At 69.5% G+C, this 22,769-nt stretch carries 18 protein-coding genes; 13 read left to right on the forward strand and 5 right to left on the reverse strand.

Annotated features, from left to right (window positions below; translation table 11 throughout):
• Positions 1-640: 640 nt before the first annotated feature.
• Genes BQ8420_RS15185 through BQ8420_RS15195 form a run of 3 tightly spaced genes read left to right on the forward strand, consistent with a single transcriptional unit; the run spans position 641 to position 3,042 of the window.
• A complete protein-coding gene (locus BQ8420_RS15185; protein ID WP_235006273.1) occupies positions 641-2,164 on the forward strand; it encodes a serine hydrolase in 1,524 nt (507 codons plus the stop codon).
• 24 nt (positions 2,165-2,188) lie between these two features.
• Positions 2,189-2,608 carry a thiol-disulfide oxidoreductase DCC family protein gene (locus BQ8420_RS15190; RefSeq protein ID WP_087099631.1) on the forward strand — a complete coding sequence of 140 codons (420 nt, stop codon included), beginning with the start codon at positions 2,189-2,191 and terminating at the stop codon, positions 2,606-2,608.
• Positions 2,609-2,634: 26 nt separating this feature from the next.
• Positions 2,635-3,042, forward strand: a complete 408-nt coding sequence (locus BQ8420_RS15195) for an SdpI family protein (protein ID WP_087099633.1) — start codon at positions 2,635-2,637, stop codon at positions 3,040-3,042.
• Here the strand turns inward: BQ8420_RS15195 and BQ8420_RS15200 are convergent.
• Positions 3,028-3,906: a 3-methyladenine DNA glycosylase gene (locus BQ8420_RS15200; protein ID WP_087099635.1), complete on the reverse strand. Its 879-nt coding sequence runs from the start codon at positions 3,904-3,906 to the stop codon at positions 3,028-3,030. The genes BQ8420_RS15195 and BQ8420_RS15200 overlap by 15 nt on opposite strands.
• A 27-nt stretch (positions 3,907-3,933) precedes the next feature.
• Here BQ8420_RS15200 and BQ8420_RS15205 point away from each other — a divergent pair, with 27 nt between their 5' ends.
• The gene (locus tag BQ8420_RS15205; protein ID WP_087099923.1) at positions 3,934-4,530 is read left to right on the forward strand and encodes an HD domain-containing protein; all 597 of its coding nucleotides are present in this window, start codon (positions 3,934-3,936) and stop codon (positions 4,528-4,530) included.
• Here the strand turns inward: BQ8420_RS15205 and BQ8420_RS15210 are convergent.
• Positions 4,527-6,311: a hypothetical protein gene (locus BQ8420_RS15210; RefSeq protein WP_087099637.1), complete on the reverse strand. Its 1,785-nt coding sequence runs from the start codon at positions 6,309-6,311 to the stop codon at positions 4,527-4,529. The genes BQ8420_RS15205 and BQ8420_RS15210 overlap by 4 nt on opposite strands.
• A gap of 209 nt (positions 6,312-6,520) precedes the next feature.
• Here BQ8420_RS15210 and BQ8420_RS15215 point away from each other — a divergent pair, with 209 nt between their 5' ends.
• Positions 6,521-7,945, forward strand: coding sequence for an aldehyde dehydrogenase family protein (locus BQ8420_RS15215; RefSeq protein ID WP_087099639.1), 1,425 nt, complete (start codon positions 6,521-6,523; stop codon positions 7,943-7,945).
• 71 nt (positions 7,946-8,016) lie between these two features.
• Here BQ8420_RS15215 and BQ8420_RS15220 read toward each other — a convergent pair whose 3' ends face one another.
• Positions 8,017-9,045: a serine protease gene (locus BQ8420_RS15220; protein ID WP_087099641.1), complete on the reverse strand. Its 1,029-nt coding sequence runs from the start codon at positions 9,043-9,045 to the stop codon at positions 8,017-8,019.
• Between the two features lie 129 nt (positions 9,046-9,174).
• Positions 9,175-10,809: a CocE/NonD family hydrolase gene (locus tag BQ8420_RS15225; RefSeq protein WP_087099643.1), complete on the reverse strand. Its 1,635-nt coding sequence runs from the start codon at positions 10,807-10,809 to the stop codon at positions 9,175-9,177.
• A 241-nt stretch (positions 10,810-11,050) separates the two neighbouring features.
• Here BQ8420_RS15225 and dxr point away from each other — a divergent pair, with 241 nt between their 5' ends.
• From dxr to BQ8420_RS15260, 7 genes are all read left to right on the forward strand, one after another.
• Complete coding sequence (gene dxr / locus BQ8420_RS15230; RefSeq protein WP_235006276.1) at positions 11,051-12,253, forward strand: 1-deoxy-D-xylulose-5-phosphate reductoisomerase; 1,203 nt, start codon at positions 11,051-11,053, stop codon at positions 12,251-12,253.
• 28 nt (positions 12,254-12,281) lie between these two features.
• Positions 12,282-13,640 carry an RIP metalloprotease gene (locus tag BQ8420_RS15235; RefSeq protein WP_087099647.1) on the forward strand — a complete coding sequence of 453 codons (1,359 nt, stop codon included), beginning with the start codon at positions 12,282-12,284 and terminating at the stop codon, positions 13,638-13,640.
• A 259-nt stretch (positions 13,641-13,899) separates the two neighbouring features.
• On the forward strand, positions 13,900-15,051 hold the full coding sequence (ispG, locus tag BQ8420_RS15240) for a flavodoxin-dependent (E)-4-hydroxy-3-methylbut-2-enyl-diphosphate synthase (RefSeq protein WP_087099650.1): 1,152 nt from the start codon (positions 13,900-13,902) through the stop codon (positions 15,049-15,051).
• A gap of 318 nt (positions 15,052-15,369) precedes the next feature.
• A complete protein-coding gene (locus tag BQ8420_RS15245) occupies positions 15,370-16,830 on the forward strand; it encodes an amino acid permease (RefSeq protein WP_087099652.1) in 1,461 nt (486 codons plus the stop codon).
• A 135-nt stretch (positions 16,831-16,965) separates the two neighbouring features.
• Positions 16,966-17,760 carry a carbon-nitrogen hydrolase family protein gene (locus BQ8420_RS15250; RefSeq protein WP_087099654.1) on the forward strand — a complete coding sequence of 265 codons (795 nt, stop codon included), beginning with the start codon at positions 16,966-16,968 and terminating at the stop codon, positions 17,758-17,760.
• 55 nt (positions 17,761-17,815) lie between these two features.
• Positions 17,816-19,525, forward strand: a complete 1,710-nt coding sequence (locus tag BQ8420_RS15255; RefSeq protein ID WP_087099656.1) for an NAD(P)/FAD-dependent oxidoreductase — start codon at positions 17,816-17,818, stop codon at positions 19,523-19,525.
• Positions 19,526-19,680: 155 nt separating this feature from the next.
• The gene (locus BQ8420_RS15260) at positions 19,681-20,466 is read left to right on the forward strand and encodes a sporulation protein (protein WP_087099658.1); all 786 of its coding nucleotides are present in this window, start codon (positions 19,681-19,683) and stop codon (positions 20,464-20,466) included.
• 8 nt (positions 20,467-20,474) lie between these two features.
• On the opposite strand, the gene BQ8420_RS15265 is transcribed toward BQ8420_RS15260, so the two are convergent.
• Complete coding sequence (locus BQ8420_RS15265; RefSeq protein WP_087099660.1) at positions 20,475-20,939, reverse strand: Lrp/AsnC family transcriptional regulator; 465 nt, start codon at positions 20,937-20,939, stop codon at positions 20,475-20,477.
• Positions 20,940-21,086: 147 nt separating this feature from the next.
• Here BQ8420_RS15265 and BQ8420_RS15270 point away from each other — a divergent pair, with 147 nt between their 5' ends.
• A complete protein-coding gene (locus BQ8420_RS15270) occupies positions 21,087-22,742 on the forward strand; it encodes an alpha/beta fold hydrolase (protein WP_087099662.1) in 1,656 nt (551 codons plus the stop codon).
• The last annotated feature ends 27 nt before the right edge of the window (positions 22,743-22,769 follow it).

Raw genomic sequence — 22,769 nt, forward strand, 5'->3', positions numbered from 1 at the left:
CTGCCGTCGTAGCGAAGCGGGTCAAGGTGGAGCGCTCTCTCGGCGAAGCCGCCCCTGCGACGACCTTGACGCGCGTAGTGGAGACGGCCACAATCACGCGGCGGGGAAGGGGGAGACCACCGCAACCCCGCCCAACAACCTCAGGGCTCTCGACCTCAGGCGCACCACATACCCACCGCAACCCCGCCCAACAACCCCAAGGAACACGACCCCAAGCGCACCACACACCCAGAGAGGCTCATGAGCCCGTGGTCCCGAGAACCCGCGAGCCCGTGGACCCGAGAGCCCACGATGGAGCCCGAAGACCCGAAAACCCGAGAGCCCGTGAGGGACTATGACAGGTGTCATCGCCCGGGCGGGGAGAACCTCATGGCGGATCGCTGACAGCGGTGACTGCACCTTCGGGCCACCTTTTGTCAGGGTGGGGGCTATGGCTTCCACTGATCCCTCCACACCCCCGGACCCTTCCGACCCGTCGTCCGGGTCGGCGTCCGGATCATCGTCCCTCCCGCCATCCGACCCGCCATCCGACTCGCCATCCGACCCGTCGTCCGGGTCGGCGTCCGGTCGGTCCTCCAAGCCCCCTCGTCGGCAGCGGTCGCCGGCCGCACCGGGACGGGTCTGGCTGGTCGCGCTCGGTATCGGCGTGGTGGTCGCGGTGCTGGCCGCGCTGTTCGCTCCGGCCCGCTCCACGCCCGCGACCGGGGTGGCCGGTGACGCGCCGCTGGCGGCGGACGTGGAGCGGATACTGGGCGACCGCATGGTCGAGGTGCAGGGACTGTCCGTGGCCCGGTTCGCCCTCGACGATCCGGACTCGGTGGAGTGGGCGGCCGCGGGAACCTCCGACGGCGCCGCACCGGTCGGACCGAACACCCCGTTCGAGACCGGGTCGGTGATGAAGGTGATCACCGGGATGCTGCTCGCCGACATGGTGGAACGGGGGGAGACCTCCCTGGACCGGACACTCGCCGACGTCTTTCCCGACGTCGACTTCGACGATCCCGAGGTCGCCGACATCACCCTCCAGGAACTGGCCACCCACCATTCGGGACTGCGGGCGACCCCCGACGGGGAGCAAGCGGCAGTCACCTTCCGCTCCATGCTCCTGATCAGTCCCTATGAGGGCGCCATCTCGCCGGTGGACGGACTCTCGCACACCGAGGCCGGACCCAGGGACCAATACGTCTACTCCAACCACGGCTTCGCGACCCTCGGGCACGCGCTGGCGGAGGAAGCGGGCGGCTCCTACCCGGACCTGGTGCGCGAACGCGTCCTCGACCCCCTGGGTATGGACGACACCGCGGTCACCGCCGAACGTCCCGAGGGCGGTGCCCTGTCGTACTACGAACCTGGTGTACGGGTCGCTCCGTGGACCAACACCGAGTACGCGCCCGCGGGGATCTCCACCTGGAGCACCGTCTCCGACCTGGTCACCCTGATCGATGCGGTCGCCGACGGGACCGCCCCTGGCTCCGAAGCCACCGACATCGTCCTGGAGGACGTGCGGATCGGCGGGGCGCCCTCGGAGGAGGAGCCCGCCACGGAGGCGGGCGGCGACACCGAACTGTCCATGGGGTTGGGTTGGCACGTCCTGGACACCCCCGAGCACGGCGAGGTCACCTTCCACAGCGGGAAGGTCTACGGGTCTTCCACCACGGTCCTGTTCGACGACGAGCGCGCCGTCGTCCTCATGGGCAACAGCTTCACCCTGCAGGAGAGCCAGTTGGCCCTGGGACTGCTCGGCGACGAACCCGGGGAACCGTTGTCGGCTCCTCCCAGCACCGGGATGTCCATGGCGCTGACCTTGCTCCCGTTGTTGCTCCCGCCGGTTCTGTTGCTCGCGCTGATGATCCGCCGTCGCACCCTGATCACTCAGCGACCGCTGGACCGCCTGCGGATCGTCTCGCTGAGCCTGGGCGCCGTGGCCTGGCTGGTCTACACCCAGCGCGGAGGTGTGTGGACCGACCTGCCCACCGAACTGTCCGCGGTCGCCGCGGGCATGGTCGCCACCGCCGTCACCGTCGGGGCGTGGCACTGGCGCCGGGCCCCGACCGAGGCGGGCCGGTTCCGGTGGTTGCACATCACGGTGTTCGTGTTCTCGGTGCTGTTCTCCCTGACGCTGCTCTCCGTCATGGGTTACGCCCTGTTCTTCGCCCATCAGTGATTCCTCAGCGGGTAGGAAGAGGACATGGGACATTCACGGGAAACACACCGCATCCCTTCGGACGGGCTCTTCCTCTACGACCGTGATTGTGGCTTCTGCCAGCGTTCCGTGGCGTTCGCACGGGACCGGGTGCGCACCCGCACCGCCTTCGCGGCCTGGCAGGACGTCGACCTCAAGGCCTTCGGGCTCACCCCGGAGCAGGCGGACGAACAGGCCTGGTTGGTCCGCTCGGACCGGAGCCTGCTCGCCGGTGGCGACGCCATCGCCGAGACCCTCCGGCACGGCCGGTTCCCCTTCCGGGCGCTGGGTCGGTTGATGGCCCTGCCCGGGGCGCGGGCGCTCACCCGGGTCGCCTACCGCGCGGTGGCGGCCAACCGATACCGTCTGCCCGGTGGCAGCGACACCTGCGCCCTGCCGCCGCCGCGCGACAGTCGCGGCGGTTGATCCCCCACCAGGAAAGAGGCCCCGCGTTGACCTCGTTGGCCCAGGCCGCCGAAGAGACCATCCCCCTCGTTCCGCTCATCATGGTGGTGCTGACCATGCTGGGCGGCGCGCTGGTGTTGGTACTGATGGGGGTCTACGGCGCGCAGCGGAAGCTCAAGCCCAACGACTTCTTCGGTGTGCGCACCAAGTTCACCCGGTCGAGTGACGCCGCCTGGTACGCGGTGCACGAGGCCTGCGCCCGTTGGTCGATCCTGGGCGGGATCGCCTTCCTGCCCGCGGCGATCCTCACCCCGTTGCTCTCCGATCCGAACGGCCAGATCGTCGCGATCCTGGTGCCCACGACCGTGGGCACGGCACTACTGCTGGTGGGTTCTTGGCGGGGGCACAAGGTCGCCCGCAGGCGTCTGGCCCGTGAAGCCTCAGGCCGCCCGTAGCTCCCGGCACACCGCCAGCAGCCGCTCGCGCAGCACCCCGCCGCGTTCGGCGAAGTCGCGCTGGTACTCCATGTACGCGGCCTTGCCCTCGGCCGTCTCGATCCGCACCGGCTCCTGCCCCCACTCCCGCAGGTCGTAGGGGGAGGCCCGCATGTCCAGCGTGCGGATCTCCCTGGACAGCTCGAAGCAGTCCACCACCAGCTCCGACGGCACCGCCGGGGTGAGTTTGTACGCCCACTTGTACAGGTCCATGTTGGCGTGCAGACAGCCCGGCTGGTCCAGGTCCGCCTGGGTCTCCCTGGTGGGCGACAGGGTGTTGAGCGGGCGCGCGGGTTCGGTGAAGAACCGGAAGGCGTCGAAGTGCGAGCACTGGATCCGGTGCGACTCCACCACCCGGTCGGTGCCCTCGTGGCCCAGCCGCAGCGGAACCTGGCCGTGGCGCACCTCGGAGGTGCGGTACGCCATCGCCCACTCGTGCAGACCGAAGCAGCCCAGGTGCGCCGGGCGCGAGGCCACCGCCGACAGCAGTCGTTCCACGAAGCCCAGCACGGGCCGGGCCGCTAGGAACGCGGGCACGTCCAGCCCCACCCCGCCGCCGTCGTGTTCGGTGTAGAAGCGCTCCGAGAGTCGCTCGCGCGCGCTCTCTCCGGCCAGGGTCGTGCCCACCCCGGGGTGCCAGCGCCGCAGCTGCGCCGGCTTGAGGTTGTAGTAGGTGAACAGGAAGTCCTCCACCGGGTGGCGTTCGCCGGCGCGGCGTCGCCGCAGGTGGTCGGCGGTGAGCGCGTCCACGCGCTCGGCGTGCCGTTCGGCGCGCCCACGCTGGTCCGCCTCGCTCAGAACGGTGTGTGCCTGCGTCGTCCCCATCACGGTTCCCAGGGTATGGTCCCCGGTGTGCAGATCCCCACCGACGAACAGATCAGGTCCCTCCACGAGAGGTACGCGCCCAGCGCCGAGGCCTTCGAGCGTGTGTACACGCACTGCCGGGTGGTGTGCGCGGTCGCCGAACAGCTCCTCGACCGCGCGCCCGCGAAGGTGAACGTCGACCTGGTCCGGGCGGGCTGCCTGCTGCACGACATCGGTGTCTACCGCCTGGTCGACGCCTCGGGTCGCATCGCCCACGACCGTTACGTGAGCCACGGGGTGCTCGGTCACGAACTCCTCGCCGCGGAGGGGCTGCCCGAGACGCTGTGCCGGTTCTGCTCCCATCACACCGGCGTGGGGGTCACCGCCGAAGACGTGCGCTCCCAGGGGTTGCCGATCCCGGTCGCCGACTACCTCGCCGAGACCCCGGAGGAGGAACTGGTGATGTACGCGGACAAGTTCCACAGCAAGACGGAACCGCCGGTCCTGCACTCCGTGTCGAGTTACTCGGCCAAGGTCCGCCGTTTCGGCGCGGACAAGGAGCTGCGGTTCAAGGCACTCGTGGAGCGCTACGGCGAACCCGACCTCGCAGAGCTCTCCGCCAGGTTCGGTCACCGCACGCTCTAGTTGGACTGCTGTACCGGCAGGTGTCGGCCCAGGTACCCCACGTACACGCGGTTGGTGGTGTCCGGACCCAGGTCGGGGAAGAAGTACAGCCGTGGGCAGATGCCGTACTCGATGTCCAGCTTGATGTGCGCGTACATCGGCACCCGCCCGGCCGAGGCCACCTCGTGGGGCACCCGGAAGAACCGCTTCTCGTTGAGCTTTCCGCGGTTACGCACGTAGTCCGACTCCTGTGAGGCCAGTCGTTTGACCGGGATCACCCGGTAGCCGTCCGGTGGATCGCGCAGGTAGGAGTGGAACCCCAGGCCGCTGCCGGGGTTGTCGAACTGGTAGCGGGCGTAGTCGTTGAGCGCGAGCAGCGCCTCCCACGCTCGGGTCACCCACAGGCCCTCCTTGCGGCTGTCGGACAGTTCGTACACCGTCTGGTCCTCCAGGGTGAAGAACAGGTGCGGCAGCACGTCGTCGTCGGTGATCCGCCCCAGCAGCTCGGCCACGCTCGTGGGCGGTGGCCGCTCGGGATCGTGCGGGGCCGGGGCGGCGGCCAACCGGAAAAGACCCTCCTCACGGACCCGTTCGCGCAGCCAACGCGCTTCGTAACGGGCGGCCCGCGCGCCCTCCCTCGCGGTGTCCAGTTCATCGGCCAGGTCCGCGGTCTCGTCGAGCAGTTGGTGGCGTTCCTCCGATAGTTCGCCGATGCGCGTGTTGAGCCGGCGCACCTCTTCACGGAGCCGCTGGAGCTGCTGTTCCTGGGCTTTGGCGGCGGCCAGTTCCGCGGTGGTCACCGAGTCATGCTCCGACTGGTGTGCGATGGCGTGCTCCGGTCCGGGGGTCGATGGGGGAACGAGGGAGGAGGGAACCCGGCGCAGGTCGTCGGTCTCCTCGCGCAGGAGGGTGTCGATCGCTCTGAGGGCTTCGGGCAGTCCGAGGGTCACGGCGTTGTCGCGTACCCGCCGGGACAGGGCGGCGCCCACCCAGTTGCGCACCCGTTCGCCGTCCCGGGCCGTGTCCAGGGTCGTGGGGCTCATCCGGGGATGACGTGACGAATCCGCCTCGTTCGTGGGATCCACCGAGGGCAGGAACGTGCGCACACCGCCGGCGGGTATGTCCAGGTCGCGGGGGAGCAGCTCGGCCATGCGGTCCAGTGCGGCGGCGTCCAGCACGTATCCGGCGCACATGCCGGTGCACCGGGACAGCGCCCCGGCCATGGAACCGCGCCAGGCGGCGACGGTCACGTCCCCGGGCGCGCCGGTGGCGACGATCGCCAGGCGTCGCAGCGGGTCGCGGATGGCCGAGTGCAGGGCGGCCATGTCGGCGTCGTCGCGTCCGCGCATGATCCTGGGGGTGGACAGCAGTGGGTGCGCGCCGTCATGGGCGTTGACCGCCTCCAGCAGCATGCGGGCCGCCTCGGGCGGCATCACCTCCAGACGGGTGGCCTCCGCCGGAAGGCCGGGCGCGGGGTCGACGGTCATGTCCAGCCACAGGTACCGCCAAGGGGACAGTTCGGGATCGACCACCACGGTGATCAGGGTGCGCCACACCCCGTCGGGTTTCTCGGACTCGGTGGTCAGCCGGAGGAAGGTGAGGCCCTCGTCGTCGTTGTCGTGCCGGGCGACCAACGCCCGAGACCGGTTGCTGAGGTCGTAGCGTCCCGAGGCATCGAAGTCCACGCGCGCTCCGGAGTTCCCGCGTTTGCTCAACCATCGGGAGAGGACGGTGGAGGCGACGGCGACGAGATCTCCGTCGTCGTCCGGGACGGCGACGAGCGTGCGGTAGACGAGCGGCAATGGCACTCCCGGGTTCCCGTCGACGGCGGTGGACCCGAGGGCCGGACCGAACGTGCTGGCAGGGCCCTCCCTCACCACTGTGTATCAAGGACCGCTCCGACGCCAGCGGGTCAGCGCAAGAACCATGCGCCAGTGTGGCCAAACCAGGGGCCCGCTTTGGCAATGGTGGACAAGGCGCGGTCGCGGTCGCGGGGTCTAGCGTCGCGGACATGACCACGCACCCGTTCTGGCTCGCCGGCACCGCGACCACCGGCGACACCGACATGACCGTCCTCAACCCCTACACCGGCGAGGCCGCGGGCACCGTCTCCGTGCCCACCCCGGGCCAGGTGCAGGAGGCCGTGGCCGCCGCGCACGCGGTCGCCGCGACCGCCGCCGCCCTGCCCGCGCACGTCAAGGCCACCGCCCTGGACCACATCGCCCGGCGTATCGGTGAGCGCGCCGAGGAGATCGCCCGGGTGATCACCGCCGAGAGCGGCAAGCCGATCAAGTGGGCCCGGGCCGAGGCCGGGCGTGCCGTGTCGGTCTTCCGCTGGGCGGCCGAGGAGACCCGTCGGGACAGCGGCGACCTCCAGAGACTGGACACCGACGCGGGGGGCACCGGCCGTCTGGCCCTGATCCGTCGCGTGCCCAAGGGCCCGATCCTGGGCATTTCCCCGTTCAACTTCCCGATCAACCTGGTCGCGCACAAGATCGCGCCCGCGATCGCGGTGGGCGCGCCCATCATCCTCAAGCCCGCACCCGCGACCCCCGTCACGGCGCTGCTGCTCGGCGAGATCATCGCCGAGACCGAGCTGCCCGGCGGCATGGTGTCGGTGCTGCCCATGCCGAACGAGTCCGCGGCCGCGCTCATCACCGACGAACGTCTGCCCGTGGTCTCCTTCACCGGTGGCGCCTTCGGTTGGGAGATCCAGCGGCGCGCCCCGCACAAGCACGTCACCCTGGAGCTGGGCGGTAACGCCGCCGCGGTGGTGTTGGACGACGCCGACCTGGACTGGGCGGCTCAGCGCGTGGCCCTGTTCGGCAACAACCAGGCCGGCCAGGTGTGCATCGGCGTGCAGAGGGTCGTGGTCACCGACTCCGTGCACGACGAGTTCGTGCGGCTTTTGGTCGACCGGGTGGAGGCGCTGGGCACCGGCGACCCCGCCGACGAGAAGACCGACGTGGGACCGATGGTCGACGAGGCCGCTGCGGAGCGGGTGACCGCGTGGGTGGCGGAGGCGGTTTCCGGTGGGGCTCGCGTGCTCACCGGCGGCACCCGCGACGGTGTGACCGTCGCGCCCACCGTCCTGGCCGACGCCCCCGCCGACGCCAAGGTGGTGCGCGAGGAGATCTTCGGTCCGGTCCTGGTGATCCAGCGGGTCGCCGACACCGACGCCGCCTTCGCCGCGGTCAACGACAGCGACTTCGGGCTCCAGGCCGGTGTGTTCACCCGGGACCTGCCCACCGCCTTCCGTGCCCACCGGGAGCTGGAGGTCGGCGGCGTGATCGTCGGCGACGTCCCCACCTTCCGCGCCGACCAGATGCCCTACGGCGGCGTCAAGGGCTCCGGCGTGGGCAAGGAGGGTGTGCGTTCGGCGATGACCGACCTCACCGACGAGCGCGTCCTGGTCCTCACCGGCATCGACCTGTAGGGGTCCGCGCACGAGAGCGGCCGGTGACCGCGGAGAAGGGATGGCGGTCACCGGCCGTGGGCGGGCGCGTTCTACAGGCCCGAGGCGTGCTCGTACAGCCGTCGGGCCTCGGCGCCCAGCCGCGGTCCGTACTGGGTGGCGCGGTCGTCGGCGTACTTGAAGCTCACCACCGAGGCGATGTTCCCCTGGCCGGTGGAGGGGTCGAAGTCGGCGAACCACGGCCCTCCACTGGAGCCCTGGGTCATGGAGCAGGGCATCCCGTTGGCGGTGGTGCCGTCGGTGTCGGGGACGGTCCGGCCCGAGCAGTAGTGCAGGTGCTTGCCGTCGTAGGGGGAGGCGGACGGGTAACCGAACGTGTACACCTGTACGCCCTGGTTCACCCGCTCCTCGGTCCAGGTGTCGAAGGACAGTCGCTGGGACCCGACCCGCTCCTGCGCGGTGGTGGAGTCGTCCTCGTTGAGCACGACCATCGCGAAGTCGTAGCTGTCGTCCGCCTCGTTCGCCCAGTTGGGGGAGACGATCATGTCGCGGGCGGTGAACTTGCCGTAGGGGGCCTCACCGTCGTCGTGGCCGGGCACGAAGGTCCAGTTGCGGGCCCACGCGCCTTTCCCGTCCTTGGCGCAGTGGCCGGCGGTCACCAGGGTGCTCTCGTTGGCGGAGTCCACGACGGAGGCCGAACACGTGAAGTCGCGCCCGTCCATGGTCAGGTACACCTTGCCGGTGGTGCGGATGACGAGCCCACCGTCGTTCCAGGGTTCACCCTCGCTGTCGGGCCGGGCGGCCTGCGGTTCCACGGCGTCGTCGGTGGGGGCGGGCGCCACGGGTTCGGTGATCCCCAAGGCGGAGTCGACCAGGGCGGTGATGGGCTGCGCCGCGGCCATGCGTTCGTTGGTCCAGTAGTCGAGGACCTCTGCGTGCTGGTCCCGGGTGCTCGCGCCGGCCTGGTGGGCGATCCCGTCCACTCGGGTGGTGGGGGAGTGGCCGGCCTGGGTGACGGCCGACGTGGGTTCGGGAAGCTTGTCGATCATCGCCAAGCCCGCGAGGGCGACGGTGGCGGCGGCCAGCGGGGCGATGACCTTGTATGCGGTGGACGAGGTCATGGCTCGATCTTTGCATACTCGCGGTAACTCTTTAGCTACTTTGAGTTTGTGTCGCGGGTTTTTCGGGAAGAAGGCCCGGACATCCTCGGGTGAGGACGTCCGGGCCGCACTGTCTTTCCGGCGCCTCCGTTAACGCGTGAAGGGGATACTCACCCGGGTGGGCTCCTCCTCGGGCGAGGTCACCTCGATCCGGTTCCCGGTCCGGCTCTCCGCGGTGTAGCGGGCGTCGCGGCTGTCCACCACGACCGCCAGCCGCTTCCCGGCCGGTACGTCCCACACCACCGAGGACAGGTCGGTCTCCACCGTCACCGGCTCACCCGGGGCGGCGTCGCGCAGTGTGTAGGGCGCGTGGCTCAACAGCGAGCCGGTGCCCCGTTCGTTGATCGCGTACAGGTACACGAACATCGACTGGTCGGCGACGGTCGGGGTGACCGTGAACGTCACCTCGGGGGTGCCGGCCACACGTGCGCCGTCGGGGTAGGCGGGGCTGGTCCACACGGCCGCCCGGTACCGGTCCACGGTGGGCAGCAGGACCCCCGTGGGCACGTCGAAGAACTGTTGGAGTGCCCCGGAGAGCAACACCGTGCCGCTTTCGGCGGTGGTGCCGACGCCGGTCCGGAAGTCGTAGTCCCAGCCGGTCTCCGGCTCCGGTTCCATCGCCCCGGAGCTCTGCCAGCGCAACCACTCCTTGCTGGGCTCGCCCAGGTAGTACTCGTCGGTGTCGGTGGTCACCGACGGCCAGTCGGCGTGCGAGGTCCACTCGCCCCCGTTGTTGGGCTTGACGCGCACCGGTTCCTCGGTGTCGATCCCGTTGTCCTCGCCCTTGAGGTGGTGGTCGAACCAGCGGCCCAGGTCCTCCCAGACCTCGTTGGGCAGACCCACCGCGCCGAACGCCTCGGGGGTGGCGTGGTCGCCGGGGGTGAGCATCAGGCGCTTGGGGCCGGAGAGCTCCTCGTAGAAGTCGGCCATGTGTCCGACGGGGAACATGCCGTCGTTCCAGCCGTGCGCGACCATCACGGCGGTCCCGTTGGCGTTGAGCTCGTCCACCCTGGTGTTCGCGGAACGGTCCGGGGCCATCTCCAGGATCGGGTCGATGTTGCCGTCGCGGTACTCGCGCTCGGCCTCCTGGAGCAGTTCACCGGGCTGACCGAGCAGGTTGCCGGCCAGGAGCAGTAGCTCGGCGGACTGCACGTCGATGGTCTCGTTGGGGTAGAGGGCGGCCTCCAGGTCGGCCCAGCCGCTCATGGAGCCGACCGCCTTGACCCGGTCGTCCTCGGCGGCGGTGAGCAGGCTGATGCCGGCGCCGTAGGAGATGCCGGCCATGCCGATGCGGTCGACGTCGGCCTCGGTGTTCTCCAGTGCCCAGTCGATGACGGCGCTGGCGTCGGCCCGGTCCTCGGGCCCCGCGACCTCGATGCCGCCGCCGGAGTCCCAGAAGCCGCGCGAGCTGTAGGCGACGACCTGGTAGCCGGACTCTTCGGCCAGCTTCTTGGCGGCTCCGACGTAGAGGATGTGCGGGGTGCCCCAGGCGGACGGCATGACCAGCAGCGGGCGGGGGCCCTCCACACCGGTGGGGGTGATGACCTTGGCCTTCAGCTCGGTGCCGTCGTGACTCACGATGGTCTCGTAGCTGATCGTGGAGCCGACGGTCTGTGCGACGGCGGGGGCGGGGGAGAGGAGCGCGGCGGCCAGGACGGACGCCACGACGACGGACAGGATCCGGGGGAGAGCGCCGCTCAGGGCGCGTCTGGACGTGGGGGTCATTTCGAAACCTCGGGGGAGGAGAGCGGGGAGGCTCCGATGGGTCGTCGCGCCGGCGCCATCGGGGGAGGGTCGGGGTTCGGTCGTGCCCGACCGTGGTCTGCGACATTGGTTACTGTGGCGTAACTTACTCACGAGTTAAGTTAAGGGATCGGCAACGCCGTGTAAAGCCCCGGTCGCTCTCCCGTCGCCCCGCGGATTGGGCGACAATGGAGGGGTGCGAGAAGAACAGCAGCGAACAGTAGTGATCCTCGGATCCACCGGTTCCATCGGAACCCAGGCCATCGACATCGTCCAGCGCAACCCGGAGCGCTTCCGAGTGGTGGGTCTGGCTGCCGGCGGCGGGCGGGTGGACCTGCTCGCCAAGCAGGCCGTGCAGCTCGGTGTCGAACGGGTGGCGGTGGCCGACGCGAGCCGTGCCGCCGAGCTCACCCGCCTGATGGCCGAACAGGGCGCCTCCGCGGAGATGCTCACCGGCGGCGAGGGCGTGGCCGCGCTGGCCGGGCACCCCTGCGATGTCGTCCTCAACGGCATCACGGGCGCCCTGGGGTTGGAGTCCACGCTCGCCGCGCTGCGCGCCGGCAGCACCCTGGCGCTGGCCAACAAGGAGTCCCTCATCATCGGTGGTCCGCTGGTGCGCGAGGTGGCCGCGCCCGGCCAGATCGTCCCGGTCGATTCCGAGCACTACGCCATCGCCCAGTGCTTCCCGTACCGGCCGGAAGGTGAACTCACCAGTCCGGCCCAGGGCCTGGTCCGCGCCGAACTGTCGGAGGTGCGGCGGCTGGTCGTCACCGCGAGCGGCGGCCCCTTCCGTGGCCGTCGGACCGAGGAACTGGCGCGGGTCACGCCGGAACAGGCGTTGAACCACCCCACCTGGAGCATGGGGCCGGTCATCACCGTCAACTCCGCGACCCTGGTCAACAAGGGGCTGGAGGTGATCGAGGCCAACCTGCTGTTCGACATCCCCTTCGACCGCATCGACGTGGTCGTCCACCCGCAGTCGATCGTGCACTCCATGGTCGAGTACGTGGACGGCACCACTTTGGCCAAGGCCAGCCCGCCCAGCATGATGATCCCCATCGCCTACGGCATGAGCGCCCCCGCACGCGTTCCCGACGCCGCCCCGGGCATGGACTGGACCAGGGCACAGAGCTGGACCTTCGAGCCACTCGACCACGACGCGTTCCCCGCGGTGCGCATCGCGGCGGAGGTCGGTGCCGCTGGCGGTACCGCTCCAGCGGTCTACAACGCGGCCAACGAGGAGGCGGTCGACGCGTTCCTGCGGGAGAACCTCGCGTTCCCGGCGATCATGGACACCGTGGCCCGGGTAGTCTCGGAACACCAGCGGACGGATCGGCCGGGTTCCACGCCCCTGACCCTGGACGACGTCTACGCCGCAGACACTTGGGCCCGAACCCGCGCTCGCGAACTGCTCGCCCGCGGCTGAGGACCGCTTCTGGCTTGAGGAGAGATACATGGTCGTGCTGTTGACCGTGGTCGGGATCATCCTGCTCGTCCTGGGACTACTGTTCTCGATCGCCTGGCACGAACTCGGTCACATGGCCACGGCCAAGATGTTCGGCATCAAGTGCACCGAGTTCATGGTCGGGTTCGGTAAGACCCTGTGGTCCACCCGCAAGGGCGAGACCGAGTACGGCATCAAGGCGGTGCCCCTGGGCGGGTTCGTGCGGATGGTCGGGATGCTCCCGCCGGCCCGCCGGACCGAGGAGCAGGGCGCCCGCAAGATGTCGCGGTGGCGGGCCATGGCCGAGGACGCCCGCGAGGCCTCCTACATGGAGCTGCCCCCCGAGGACGAGGATCGGCAGTTCTACCAGCGCTCCCCATGGAAGCGGCTGATCGTGATGTTCGCCGGCCCGGGCATGAACCTGGTGCTGGGAACGGCGCTGCTCGGCGTGCTCTTCATGGGTATCGGCGTGTACCAGGACACCAACGAGGTCGGTGTCGTCAACGAGTGCGTGGTCCCCTCGGGCGCTTCCATCACCGAGTGCACCGATGACCTGCCACGCACCCCGGCCCACGAGGCCGAGCTGCTGCCGGGCGACGTCGTCGTGTCCGTGGGCGGCGCCGACACCCCCGACTGGGCTTCGGCCAGCCGTGAGATCCGTACCTCCGACGGCCCCACCGAGTTCGGCATCGAACGTGAAGGTGAGCTGCTCACCACCGAGGTGGACATCGTCCAGAGCGAGCTGCCGGCTCGCGATGGCGCCGGCGAGATCGTCTACGAGACCGACGAGGACGGCGACAACGTCTACGACGAGAGCGGCCGCCGGATCCCGGCCGTGGAGACCGTCGGTTTCCTGGGCATCCACTTCGCCAAGGAACGAGGCACCCTCACCGCCACCGAGTCGGCCGCCGAGGTCGGCGACATGCTGGTCGGTGTCGGCCAGGCCATCGTGGCACTGCCGAGCAAGGTCCCCGAGGTGTTCGGCGCCGCCTTCCTGGGGGAGCAGCGCACCGAGGACTCCCCGGTGGGCATCGTCGGCATCTCCCGCATCGGCGGCGAGATCATGTCCCAGGGCCTGCCGGTGGTGGACACCGCCGCGATGATGCTCAGCATCCTGGCCGGCGTCAACTTCTTCCTGTTCGCCTTCAACCTGGTGCCGATCCTGCCGCTGGACGGTGGCCACATGGCCGGAGCGCTCTGGGAGTCCATCAAGAAGTGGACGGCGCGCCTGTTCAAGCGTCCGGACCCGGGGCCGGTGGATATCGCGCTGCTCACTCCGGTGGCCTATGTCGTAGTGGCGTGTTTCCTGGTCTTCAGCGTCATCCTGCTCGTGGCCGACCTGGTCAACCCGGTCCTGCTGTTCGGTTGACCCGGCCTCCGAGCGGGGGCGAACGTCGGCTCTCCTCGGCGTGAACAGGAGCTGAACCGGTGTGAGTGCCGCCACGAGAGGCCGAGCGTCGGCGCGAGGGCGGGTAACCTTGGGGAAGCGTTCCGGGAACGACGGCAACGGCCTCGGCCGACCGGGCGGAGCACCCGAACGCGGATCCGGGCGCCGCCGCGCCCTTCTTCACGAACCGCGACATCAATTGCCGCCGTCCCTTGCCGGTGGCAGACGAGGTGAATCAAGCGTGACCGTCGATCTCGGTATCCCCGTCAGTCCTCCGCGTCCCATGGCCACGCGCCGCAAGACGCGGCAGATCATGGTCGGGAACGTCCCCGTGGGCGGGGACGCCCCGGTGTCCGTGCAGTCGATGACGACAACCCGCACCTCCGACATCAACGCGACCCTGCAGCAGATCGCCGAGCTCACCGCCTCCGGCTGCCAGATCGTCCGTGTGGCCGTGCCCACCAACGACGACGCCGACGCGCTGCCGATCATCGCCAAGAAGTCGCAGATCCCGGTGATCGCGGACATCCACTTCCAACCCAAGTACGTGTTCGCGGCCATCGACGCGGGCTGCGCGGCGGTGCGCGTCAACCCGGGCAACATCAAGAAGTTCGACGACAAGGTCGCCGAGATCGCCAAGGCCGCGAGTGAGGCCGGCACCCCGATCCGCATCGGTGTCAACGCCGGATCCCTCGACAAGCGTCTGCTGGCCAAGTACGGCAAGGCCACCCCCGAAGCCCTGGTGGAGTCGGCGCTGTGGGAGTGCTCCCTGTTCGAGGAGCACGGCTTCCGTGACATCAAGATCTCGGTCAAGCACAACGACCCGGTCGTGATGGTCAACGCCTACCGTTTGCTGTCGGAGTCCTGCGACTACCCGTTGCACCTGGGTGTCACCGAGGCCGGTCCGGCCTTCCAGGGCACCATCAAGTCCTCGGTGGCCTTCGGCGCGCTGCTGTCGGAAGGCATCGGCGACACCATCCGCGTGTCCCTCTCCGCGCCGCCGGCCGAGGAGGTCAAGGTCGGCAACCAGATCCTGGAGTCGTTGGGCCTGCGTGAGCGGGGCCTGGAGATCGTGTCCTGCCCGAGCTGTGGCCGTGCCCAGGTGGACGTGTACACGCTCGCCGAGGAGGTCACCGCCGGCCTGGAGGGCATGGAGGTGCCGCTGCGCGTGGCCGTCATGGGCTGTGTCGTCAACGGTCCGGGTGAGGCGCGCGACGCCGACCTGGGTGTGGCCTCCGGCAACGGCAAGGGCCAGATCTTCGTGAAGGGCGAGGTCATCAAGACCGTCCCCGAGTCCCAGATCGTGGAGACGCTCATCGAGGAGGCCATGCGCATCGCCGAGGAGATGGGCGAGACCGGAGCCGAGGGCGAGCCCAGCGTGTCCGTCGGCTGACGTCACACCCTCCCCGAGACTTTCGAAAGGGGGAGCGCGGTCGCGTACCGCGCTCCCCCTTTCGTGTGCGCGCTGTCATCGCAGGTCATGCGGGAATGGTGACCCAGTGTCATCTTGTGTGGCATGCATCACGTCATGATGCGTTTTCTTGCTCCGGTACGCACGATCGCGACGCTCTAAACCGACAAACGCAATGAATGTGGGTCATGTTACTCAGGCAGCCCCATTAATGTTGCCTGGGGCACATTCGGGGCGCCGTTGGTTCGATACGGCGCAGACCCCGCCGTGCCCGCCCCACTGAGCATGAGGAGTCAATTCGTGGTGGACCAGAAGACATCCGCGCGGGTGAGCGCGGACGTGCCCACGCTGGGTCGGCGTCTGTCCAGACGCAAGCCGGTCGAGAAGCTGGTGGCCGAGACCGAGAGCGGGCACGGACTGCACCGCACGATGGGCTTCTGGCAGCTGTCCATGATCGGTATCGGCGCCACCCTGGGCACCGGCATCTTCGTCGTCCTCGGCGAGGCCGTCCCGATCGCCGGCCCCGCCGTCATCCTGTCGTTCGTCCTGGCCGGCGTCACCGCGCTGTTCTCCGCACTGGCCTACGCCGAGATGGCCGGGATGATCCCCGCCTCCGGCTCCGCCTACTCGTACTCCTACGCCACCATGGGCGAGTTCATGGCCTGGGTGTGCGGCTGGTGCCTCATGCTCACCTACGGGGTCTCCGTGGCCGCCGTCGGCGTCGGCTGGGGGCAGTACATCGACGAACTGCTCCAGCTGACCACCGGGCTGTCGATGCCGGGAGCATTCCTGACCGGTCCCCTCGAAGGCGGACTGATCAACCTTCCCGCCGCCATCGTAGTGCTGCTGTCGATGTTCGCCCTGCTCGCCGGGGTCCGGGAGAGCACCCGCGCCAACGCAGCCATGGTCGCCGTCAAGGTGGCCGTGCTGGTCATGTTCGTGGCCATCGCCGTCACCGCGGTGCAGGACGGCAACTTCGCCCCCTTCATGCCCATGGGCATGGCCGGTGTCTCCGCCGCGGGCGCCACCCTGTTCTTCTCCTACATCGGTTTCGACTCCGCCTCCACCGCCAGTGAGGAGGCCAAGAACCCGCAGCGTGACCTGCCCCGCGCCATCATGTTCTCGATGATCGTGGTCACCGCGATCTACTGCCTGGTGGCGTTCAGCGCCGTGGGCGCCCTGAACTGGAACGAGTTCGCCGAGGGGCGGACCTCCCTCGCGGGCATCCTCACCGTCGTCACCGGAACCCCGATCTGGGCGGTCATCTTCGCCGCCGGCGCCGTCCTGGCCCTGGCCAGCGTCGTGCTGGTGGTCCTGTACAGCCAGACCCGTATCCTCTACGCGATGTCGCGCGACGGCCTGATCCCCAAGGCCTTCTCCAAGGTCGACGCCAAGGGCACCCCGCGCGCCAACACCGTCATCACCTCGGTGCTCATCGCGTTGCTGGCCGCGTTCATCCCGCTGGGCCCGCTCGCCGACGCCACCGCCATCGGCACGCTGTTCGCCTTCGCCCTGGTCAACGTGGCCGTCCTGGTGCTGCGCCGGAACCGTCCCGACCTCAAGCGCGCCTTCCGTATGCCCGGTGCCCCGGTCACCCCGATCCTGGGCGTGCTGGCCTGCGCCTACCTCATGTTCAGCATGTCGCTGAGCGTGTGGGTCGCCTTCGGTGCCTGGTTGGCGGTTGGACTGGTGATCTACTTCGGCTACAGCATGCGCCGCTCCGCGCTGGAGACGGAGGAAACGGTCGAGACACGCGCCTGACGGGCCGGCCACGCAAGGATCCGTCGCCGAACCCTCTGAACTCGCAACAGGGCGCCGTTTCGGCGCACGGATCCGACGCACGCCTCCACCTAGAGTGGACGAGGCCCGAACACGACGCACCAGGAAGGACGGACGATGCCGGAACCACTGCGGGTGGCCCTCGACCAGGGCACCGGACGCAGCGGCGACACCGACTCCGCCCTCACCCGGCTCCGGGAGAGCGCCCGCGCCGCCGCGGCGGAGGGCGCCACCCTCCTCGTGACCCCGGAGATGTCCCTGACCGGCTACAACATCGGTGGCAGGATCCGGGAACTGGCCGAACCCGCCGACGGCCCCCTCTTCGACGCGGTGGCTCGGATCGCCACCGACGCCGGGGTGGCCGTGGTCTACGGCTTCGCCGAGCTCGTCGACGGCCGGGTCCACAACGCGGTGCGGCTAGTGGACGCCAAAGGGGTCTCCCGTGCGCTCTACCGCAAGACGCACCTGTTCGGAGACCTGGACCGGAACCTGTTCGACCCGGGCGAGGAACTCGTCGTCCAAGCCGATCTCGACGGCCACCGGCTCGGGTTCATCGTCTGCTACGACGTGGAGTTCCCCGAGATCGTGCGAGCCCACGCGATGGCCGGTACGACCCTCCTGATCGTGCCGACCGCCCTGATGGCACCCACCACCTCCGTCGCCACCCTCCTCGTCCCGGCCCGGGCCATGGAGAACCAGATCCACCTGGCCTACGTGAACCGCTGCGACGCCGAGGGCGACCTCGACTACGTCGGACTGAGCACCCTGGTCGGCCCGGACGGCGCCGATCTGTTGCGCGCCGGGTCCACCGAGGAACTCCTGGTCGGCGACGTCGACCCGACCGCCGTCGAGGCGGCGCGCGCCGAACCGTTCTATCTGCGCGATCGCCGCACCGACCTCTACGGCCGCTGAACCCGCCACACCGCCACACCACCTCACACCCCAGCCCCAGTGAAGGAGGGCCTTCATGACGTCCGCCGTGCCCACGTCCGCCGGTGCCGCCCAGCAGGGTGAGCGGCCCCTGAACATGTGCGGGCCCGACTTCCCGTTCGCCTACGACTCCTACCTGGCCCACCCCGCCGGGTTGGGTCAGGTGCCCGCCGAACACCACGGCACCGAGGTCGCCGTGATCGGCGGTGGGCTGTCCGGCATCGTCGCCGCCTACGAGCTCATGAAGATGGGCCTGAAGCCGGTGGTCTACGAGGCCGACCGACTCGGCGGTCGTCTGCGCACCGAACGCCTGCCCGGTGCCCCCGACGACGTGGTCGCCGAGATGGGCGCGATGCGGTTCCCGCCGTCCTCCACCGCGTTCTGGCACTACGCGAACCGGGTGGGCCTGAACACCAGTGCCTTCCCGAACCCGCTCTCACCGGCCACGTCGAGCACCGTCGTCGACCTCAAGGGCCGCACGCACTACGCCACCGATCTGGACGACCTGCCCGAGGTCTACCGCGAGGTCGCCCGTGCCTGGGACGAGACCCTGGAGAGCGTCGACCACACCCGCATGCAGAAGGCGATCCGCGAGCGCGACGTCGCCACCCAGAAGGAGATCTGGAACCGGCTCGTGGAGAAGCTGGACGACCAGACCTTCTACGGGTTCCTGTGCCAGTCCCCGGGTTTCTCCTCGTTCCGCAAGCGGGAGATCTTCGGTCAGGTGGGCTTCGGTACCGGCGGTTGGGACACCGACTTCCCCAACTCCATCCTGGAGATCCTGCGGGTCACCTACACCGGTGCCGACGACGACCACATGAGCATCGTCGGCGGGGTGGACCGGTTGCCGCTGCGCCTGTGGGGGGACGCCCCGGACAAGCTCGTGCACTGGGCGGAGGGCACCTCCCTGGCCTCGCTGCACGGCGACGGTCCGCTTCCGGCGGTGACGGCGCTGCGTCGCACGGCCGTCAAGGGTCGGCCGGGCGGCAACATCACCGTCACCGACGCCTCCGGCTCCACCCGCACCTACCCGACCGCGGTGTTCACCGCGCAGTCCTGGGCGCTGCTGTCCAAGGTCGACTGCGACGAGGACCTGCTGCCTATCGACCACTGGAACGCCCTCGAACGGACCCACTACATGGAGTCCTCGAAGCTGTTCGTGCCGGTGGACCGTGCGTTCTGGCGGGACAAGGACCCCGAGACCGGCCGGGACGTCATGAGCATGACGCTCACCGACCGGATGACCCGCGGCACCTACCTGCTGGAGGGCGAGGACCCGGAGGGGCCCGCCGCGATCTGCATGTCGTACACCTGGTGCGACGACTCGCTCAAGTGGCTGCCGTTGTCGGCCAACGAGCGCCTGGAGGTCATGCTGGCCTCGCTGGGCAAGATCTACCCGGGCGTGGACATCCGCTCGCACATCACCGGTGACCCCGTCACGATCTCCTGGGAGGACGAGCCCTACTTCATGGGCGCGTTCAAGGCGAACCTGCCCGGCCATTACCGGTACCAGCGTCGGCTGTTCACCCACTTCCGCCAGGACGACCTGGAGGAGCGTCACCGCGGCCTGTTCCTGGCGGGTGACGACATCTCCTGGACCGCGGGTTGGGCCGAGGGCGCGGTACAGACCGCCCTGAACGCGGTGTGGGGTGTCATGCACCACTTCGGTGGCGCCTCCGACGCCACCAACCCGGGCCCGGGCGACCTGTTCGATGAGCTCGCCCCGGTCGCCCTCCCCGAGGACTGACCCACGAAGCCACCTGACCGACAGGGCCCCGGTCCGCGTTCCCCACAACGCGGACCGGGGCCCTTTTCGGACTCGATGGCACCTGCGATAAGTTGCGGGGCGGCCGGGGCCCCCGATGCCCTCGACCGCCTACCCACCAAGATGAGGAAGTGCCCATGGTCATCAAACGTCTGCTCGCCGGTATCGGATTCGGTGGGGCCTCGGTGGAGACCTCCCTGGATTCGTCCGTGACGGTTCCGGGCGGCTCCCTCCAGGGCACCGTCGTCATCGAGGGCGGTGACGTCGAGCAGAAGGTGGAGCAACTCACCATCGGCCTCCAGGCCCGGGTCGAGACCGAGGTCGGTGACCAAGCGGTCGACAGCGCCATGGAGTTCCACCGAGTGCGCCTGGGCGAGGGCGTGGCCCTGGTTCCGGGGCAGCGCTTCGAGGTGCCCTTCGAGCTCTTCGTGCCGTGGGAGACCCCCGTCACCACCCACCGCGGCCGTCACCTGCACCACATGAACCTCGGCGTGAACACCCGCCTGCACGTGGCCAAGGCGGTCGACCCCGGGGATCTGGACCCGGTGGCCGTGCAGCCCCTTCCCGCACAGGCCGCCATCCTGGACTCGCTGTTCTCCCTCGGTTTCACCTTCAAGCACGCCGACCTGGAGCGCGGCCGCCTGGCGAGGACCCGGCAGCGGCTGCCCTTCTACCAGGAGATCGAGTTCCGCTCTCCCCGTCGCTACCGGGGTCTGAACGAACTGGAACTGTCCCTGGTCACCGACGAGCACGGCATCGACGTGGTGCTGGAACTGGACAAGAAGCCGGGGCTGCTCTTCTCCGAGGGCCGCGACACCTACCACCGCTTCAGCGTGAGCCACCACGAAGGCGCCGGGCGCGACTGGTCGGGCCACCTGAACCAGTGGATCGATTCCCTGGCCGGCAGCCGCAACCTGCTCTGACCCGACCCCTAGATCTGGTCGGCGGTGCCGGCGAGGATGGGCTGGTCGACCAGACGGGACAGCACCAGCGTGCTCTTGGTGCGCACCACGAAGGGCTCGGCGCCGATGCGCTCGATGACCTCTTCCAGGTGGTGGGTGTCGCGGGCGCGGACCTGCACCAGGGCGTCGGCCTCACCGGTGACGGTGCACGCGGAGGTGATCTCCGCGTAGCCGGTGAGGCCCTTGCGGATCTCGGTGGGGGAGGTGCGGGCACGGCAGTACAGCTCGATGAACGCCTCGGTGGTCCACCCGATCGCCTGGGGTTCGACCACGACCGTGAAGCCGCGCACGGCGCCCGACTCGATCAGCCGGTCCACCCGGCGCTTGACGGCGGAGGGGCTGAGCCCGACCGCGCCGCCGATCTCGGCGAAGCTCATACGTGCGTCCGCGCCGAGTATCGCGATGATCCGCTCATCGACACGATCAAGCCGCATTGCGCCCCTTTGTCACCATCTGAAACGACCAGGGCACATCTTACCGTCGGCGTGCCCGGGTGGGGTCCGTGTCGCTTCCCGTTGTCACGCTCGGTAACAGAGAGAATGCGGTGAATGATCAAGGCGGTGCGAGCGAGGGGTGGACGATTGCGGGTACGAACGGGTACACGATGGGTCGCCTACTGCGGTGGCGGCGCGCTCTTGGCCGCACTGACCGCACTGTCCCCCGCCCAGGCCGCCACACCCACCACACCAGAGGCACCCGCCCCCGAGACGAGTCTGAACTGGGAACCGTGCGAGGACCTCGACCCCGTCGAGGACGAGACCCTCGAATGCGCCACCCTCACCGTCCCGATGGTCCACCGGGCCGGTAGCACCGATCCCGGCGCCCTCGCCGAGACCGTCGAGATCGCGCTCTCCCGCGTGCCCGCCACCGGCACCGCCGAACACACCATACTGGTCAACCCGGGCGGCCCCGGCAGCGCCGGCCGCCAGTGGGCCTCGCGCACCCACCTGCGCATGCCCGAGGAACTCCGCGAGGTCTACGACGTGGTCGCCTTCGACCCGCGCGGCATGGGCGCCTCCACCCCCGACGTCACCTGCGACCCCGACTTCTTCGCACCGGTCCGCAAGGACACCGTCCCGGCCGACGCCGAAGAGGAACAGGCCCTGCGCGTCGACGCCGAGGCCTACGCCGACGCCTGCGCCGAGGATGCCGGCCCCCTCCTGGACCACATGCGCACCGAGGACACCGCCCACGACATGGACGCCATGCGCGTGGCCCTGGGACAGGAACAGATCGACTACCTGGGCTACTCCTACGGCAGCTACCTCGGCACCGTCTACAGTTCGCTCTACCCCGACAGCGTCCGCGCCCTCGTTCTGGACAGCGTCGTCGACCCGGACAGCCCCTGGTACGAGAGCAACCTGGCGCAGAGCCGGGCACTGGACCGCGCCGCCCACAACTTCTTCGACTGGGTGGCCCGACACGACGACACCTACGGACTGGGCACCGACGGCGACGCGGTCGCCGACGCCTACTACGACCTGCGCTCCGCACTGCGCGAGGACCCCGTCCAGGACACGGTCGGGCCCACCGAGCTGGAGGGCGCCGTCATCGTCGTCGCCTACACCGGCGGAACCTGGTCCGCGGTCGCCTCCGCCCTGTCCGCGCAGATCCGGGACGACGACCCCGCCCCTCTGGTGGAACTGCACGAGAACTACGGCGACGACGCCGACAGCGACCCCGCGTACGGTGGCTACCTCGCCGTCCAGTGCACCGACGCCGCATGGCCCGAGGACTGGGAGACCTGGAACGCCGACGCCCGGCAGGTGCACGAGGACGCGCCCTTCATGGGGTGGCACAACATCTGGTACAACGCGCCGTGCGCCACGTGGGACGGCGAGTCCGCCCCCTGGTTCCAGGTCGGCGACGGACCCGACGAACACCCGGCCTACGACGGTGACGTGCTCCTCGTGCACGCCACCGACGACGGCGCCACCTCGGTGGAGGGGGCGTACTCCCTGCGCGAGCGCCTGCCCGGTTCCTCCCTGGTCATCGAAGACGGTGGGATCACCCACGGGGTCGCCCTCACCGGCAACACCTGCGTGGACGAGGCCGTCGTCGACTACCTGCGCGAGGGAGTCCTGCCCGAACGCGGCACCGAAGGCCCCGACCTGACCTGCGACGCACGCCCCGAACCCGAACCGCGCAGCGCCCAGTCCGCGCCCCACACGCCCGTGGACCGACTGGGACCCATCGGTTTGGAGTACCCGGGCGAGTCCGAAGGAACGGTCGAATAGGCTGGAACCGGCGCGAATTCGTCTTTG

The organism is Nocardiopsis sp. JB363 (assembly GCF_900143625.1).
Taxonomy (GTDB): Bacteria; Actinomycetota; Actinomycetes; order Streptosporangiales; family Streptosporangiaceae; genus Nocardiopsis.

Bases quoted from the DNA above. Each gene is read 5' to 3' on its own strand.
- BQ8420_RS15190 (WP_087099631.1), top strand. From the start codon at position 2,189: ATGGGACATTCACGGGAAACACACCGCATCCCTTCGGACGGGCTCTTC.
- BQ8420_RS15200 (WP_087099635.1), bottom strand. From the start codon at position 3,906: ATGGGGACGACGCAGGCACACACCGTTCTGAGCGAGGCGGACCAGCGT.
- BQ8420_RS15215 (WP_087099639.1), top strand. From the start codon at position 6,521: ATGACCACGCACCCGTTCTGGCTCGCCGGCACCGCGACCACCGGCGAC.
- BQ8420_RS15220 (WP_087099641.1), bottom strand. From the start codon at position 9,045: ATGACCTCGTCCACCGCATACAAGGTCATCGCCCCGCTGGCCGCCGCC.
- BQ8420_RS15225 (WP_087099643.1), bottom strand. From the start codon at position 10,809: ATGACCCCCACGTCCAGACGCGCCCTGAGCGGCGCTCTCCCCCGGATC.
- BQ8420_RS15235 (WP_087099647.1), top strand. From the start codon at position 12,282: ATGGTCGTGCTGTTGACCGTGGTCGGGATCATCCTGCTCGTCCTGGGA.
- BQ8420_RS15250 (WP_087099654.1), top strand. From the start codon at position 16,966: ATGCCGGAACCACTGCGGGTGGCCCTCGACCAGGGCACCGGACGCAGC.
- BQ8420_RS15255 (WP_087099656.1), top strand. From the start codon at position 17,816: ATGACGTCCGCCGTGCCCACGTCCGCCGGTGCCGCCCAGCAGGGTGAG.
- BQ8420_RS15260 (WP_087099658.1), top strand. From the start codon at position 19,681: ATGGTCATCAAACGTCTGCTCGCCGGTATCGGATTCGGTGGGGCCTCG.
- BQ8420_RS15265 (WP_087099660.1), bottom strand. From the start codon at position 20,939: ATGCGGCTTGATCGTGTCGATGAGCGGATCATCGCGATACTCGGCGCG.